Raw genomic sequence first — 3,175 nt, forward strand, 5'->3', positions numbered from 1 at the left:
TCGTGTCGAGGGAGGGCTCCTCGCCTCGCCAGCGCGCGGTGACCAGGATGCGGTCGACACCGAAGCGCTTCGACGTGAGCGTCTGTGCGTATACACAGTGGGCGACGTACCAGCTCGGGTCGGGGGGCTCGAACGCCCACGCGATGTGGATGTCTGCTTCGCCGGGTGCGTCCACGAAGGTGAAGCTCGGCAGGCCCGGCTCGACGACGTCGGCCCAGTCCGTCACGCCGTCGCGGACGACGTCGTGCACTGCGAGCGGGTCGATGTAGAAGCCGTCGGGCGGGACCGGCAGGTGCACGCGAAGGGGCATCTGCCTGCGCGACCAGTGAAGCAGCACATTCTCGTTGAAGGGAAGCTCGAAGCCGACGTAGCGCAGGTAGTGGTCCGCCGCGCTCCGCTTCGGACCGCTCGCCGCGCAGCCGGACGCCGTGAGCGCGACGGTCAGCAGCGCGACGAGGACCGCTCTCATTCGTAGAGCTTCACCACCTGCACCTTCCCCGGTGCCACTTCGAGGCAGAGGTCGCACAGCACGCACTCGTCGAGGTTCTCCTCCACGAGACGAAGCGTACCGTCCTCGTTCCGGGCGAAGATGTCGACCGCGCAGACCTCTTCGAGCTTCTTGGCGAGGGCCGGGTCCTTGGTGACCGCGGGATCCACTTCCACGTCGATGAAGCGACCGGGCATCGGCTAGACCTCCACGCCCTGCGCCGCGAGGCGCTTCTTGATCAGGCCGGGGATCTCCTCGATGCGTTCCGCGACCGAGATCCCGGCGGACTCCATGCGGGCGATCTTCTCGGCCGTCGTGTCTTCCTTGCCCTCGACGATGGTGCCGGCGTGGCCGAAGCGCATGCCCCGCATCTCGTCCATGAAGCGGCCGGCGAGGAACGCGACGATCGGGAGCTCGGAGCGGTTCGCCTTCACCCACTCGGCGAGCTCGGCCTCCATGCGGCCGCCGGGCTCGGAGTAGATCGCGATCGCCTTCGTCTCGGGGTCGGCCGCGAACAGCGGCATCAGCTCGGCGTACGTCGTGCCCACGATGGCGTCGCCGCCGATCGAGACGCACGTGCTCTGACCGAGGCTGGCGGCCGTGAGCGTGGAGGCGATCTCGGTGGTCATGCCGCCGGAGCGCGACATCACGCCGATCGGGCCCTTCACGTACGCCTGTCGCGTGTTCGCGGCGGGGCCGCCGACACCGCCCATCTTGGCCTCGTCCGGCGAGATGATGCCGAGGCAGTTCGGGCCGATGATGCGGGCGCCGCGCAGGCCCGCGAGCTCCACCATCTGCGCCACCTCCCGGCGCGGGATGTTCTCGGTGACGACGACGATCAGCTTCACGCCGTTCTCGAGCGCCTCGAAGACGGCGTCGCGCGTGAAGCGCGGCGGCACGCAGACCACGGCGCCGTCGGGTGTGCCGTGCTTCGCCGCCACGTCGCGCACGGTGTCGTAGACGGGCACGCCGTAGACGTCGCGGCCGGCGCGGCCCGGGGTGACGCCGCCGATGATCTTCGCGCCGTAGGCCAGGTTCTCGCGCGTCAGGTTCACGGCCTCGCGGCCGGTGATGCCCTGCACGATGAAGGTCGTGTCCTTGGAGATCAGGATGGACATGGCTAGCTCGCCATCTTCGCCACGGCGCGGCCGGCGGCCTCGTACATCGAGACGCTGCGGTCGCAGTAGTCGACGCCGTACTTCGAGAGGATCTTGAAGCCCTCTTCCTCCCACGAGCCGGGAATGCGGAAGATGGCGACCGCCTCGGCGGGGTCCTTGCCCGCGTCGAGACAGCCCGAGATCACGCCGCGCGCCACGATGTCGACGCGCGTGTTCGAGACGACGTTCATCATCACCGCGATCTTCTCGATACCCGGCTTCGAGAGCAGCAGCCGCGTCAGGTTGCGCACCTTCGACATGCTCGGGTTGCCGCCGATCTCGCAGTAGTTCGCGGGCTTCCCCCCGTGCTTGCGGACCGCGTCGAAGAGCGTGAGCGAGCCGCCGCCGGCGCCGATCACGAGGCCCAGGTTCCCGTCGAACTCGACCACATTGCCGGCGATGCCACGGTGGTCGACGGCGTTCAGCCGCGCCGCCTCGAGCTCGAAGGGCGTCGGCGGGCGCGCCTGGCGCGTCTCGTCCTCGCCGATGCCGAGCTCGGTGAGCAGCGCCTTGTGGCTGCCGCGCGCCTCGGCCTCCATGTCGACGTGCCCGTCGAGCACCAGGAACTTGCCGTCCTCGAGGCGCGCCAGCGGGTTGATCTCGGCGAGCGTGAGGTCGTACTCGAGGAACAGCTTCATCAGCGCGAAGACGATGGGCGTCAGGCGCACGAGGTCGGGGCCCGTGACGCCGACGGCGGAGATCGCCTCCTTCGCGATCCGCTCGCTGAGTGGGAGGATGGTCGAGAAGTGGGTGCGCGAGAGGTGCTCGGGGTGCTGCTCGGCCACCTCCTCGATGTCGATGCCGCCCATGTCGCTGAACAGCAGCACGGGCAGCTTCCGGCGGCCGTCCCACGTCACCGACGCGAAGTACTCCTTGGCGACCGGGCTCTTGGCCTCGATGAGCACGCAGCGCGCCTTCTCTCCCTTGACGACGATCGGGAGGACCTCGGCGTACTTCGCGGCCGCCTCGTCGGGCGTGTCCGCGAACTGCACGGCGCCCGCCTTCATGCGGCCGCCCGAGAGCACCTGCGACTTCACGACGACGGGGCCGTCGATCTCCGCCGCGGCCTCGCGCGCCTCGGTCTCGCTCGCCACCACCCGGCCCTTTCCGAGCGGGAGCCCGCGCCTTCGGAACAGGGCCTTCGACTCGTACTCGTAGAAGCGCATGGTCCCCTCGGCGCCGGGCGCCGTATCTGCATCGCGCCCGCAAGACCGCGTACCTTATGCGCTTTCCGACGGCGGGGCAACGCCTCCCGGCTGCGCCGCGGGGGCCGCCGGGGTACCCTCCCGGGTCTACTTGGAGGCCCCATGCCGAGCGTTGCCGCCTACTCGATCTCCGCCGATGCCATCGCCCGCGAAAAGGAGCGCGTCGGGGGGGATCTCGGAAAGTTCGACGTCGCGAACGTCGTGGCCCTCGACACCCTCGAGCTCCCCGAGCTGGGCGCGACCGATGTCCACCTGCGCATCCTCGCGGTCTCGGCCGAGCACAACATCGACCACGCCTCGACCGCGGACACCGTGAACATCGCGGA

General features: G+C 69.5%; 5 protein-coding genes. 1 reads left to right on the plus strand and 4 read right to left on the minus strand.

Annotated features, from left to right (window positions below; all coding sequences use genetic code 11):
* From ABFS34_16290 to ABFS34_16305, 4 genes are all read right to left on the minus strand, one after another.
* Positions 1–469 (minus strand): hypothetical protein (locus ABFS34_16290; protein MEN8376984.1); only part of this gene is annotated, 469 nt, incomplete at its 3' end.
* Positions 466–684: a hypothetical protein gene (locus tag ABFS34_16295; protein ID MEN8376985.1), complete on the minus strand. Its 219-nt coding sequence runs from the start codon at positions 682–684 to the stop codon at positions 466–468. The genes ABFS34_16290 and ABFS34_16295, both read right to left, overlap by 4 nt.
* Positions 685–687: 3 nt before the next feature.
* Entirely contained in the window at positions 688–1,605 is a 918-nt protein-coding gene (locus ABFS34_16300; protein ID MEN8376986.1) for a CoA-binding protein, read from the minus strand.
* Positions 1,606–1,607: 2 nt separating this feature from the next.
* On the minus strand, positions 1,608–2,810 hold the full coding sequence (locus ABFS34_16305) for an ATP-grasp domain-containing protein (GenBank protein ID MEN8376987.1): 1,203 nt from the start codon (positions 2,808–2,810) through the stop codon (positions 1,608–1,610).
* Positions 2,811–2,951: 141 nt separating this feature from the next.
* Here ABFS34_16305 and ABFS34_16310 point away from each other — a divergent pair.
* Positions 2,952–3,175, plus strand: a 224-nt coding sequence (locus ABFS34_16310) for a hypothetical protein (protein MEN8376988.1), incomplete at its 3' end; no start/stop codon positions are given.

The sequence above is a fragment of the Gemmatimonadota bacterium genome (genome assembly GCA_039715185.1).
Classification (GTDB): domain Bacteria; phylum Gemmatimonadota; class Gemmatimonadetes; order Longimicrobiales; family RSA9; genus DATHRK01.

Coding starts and splice junctions, on each gene's coding strand:
- ABFS34_16295 (MEN8376985.1), bottom strand. CDS start 684: ATGCCCGGTCGCTTCATCGACGTGGAAGTGGATCCCGCGGTCACCAAG.
- ABFS34_16300 (MEN8376986.1), bottom strand. CDS start 1,605: ATGTCCATCCTGATCTCCAAGGACACGACCTTCATCGTGCAGGGCATC.
- ABFS34_16305 (MEN8376987.1), bottom strand. CDS start 2,810: ATGCGCTTCTACGAGTACGAGTCGAAGGCCCTGTTCCGAAGGCGCGGG.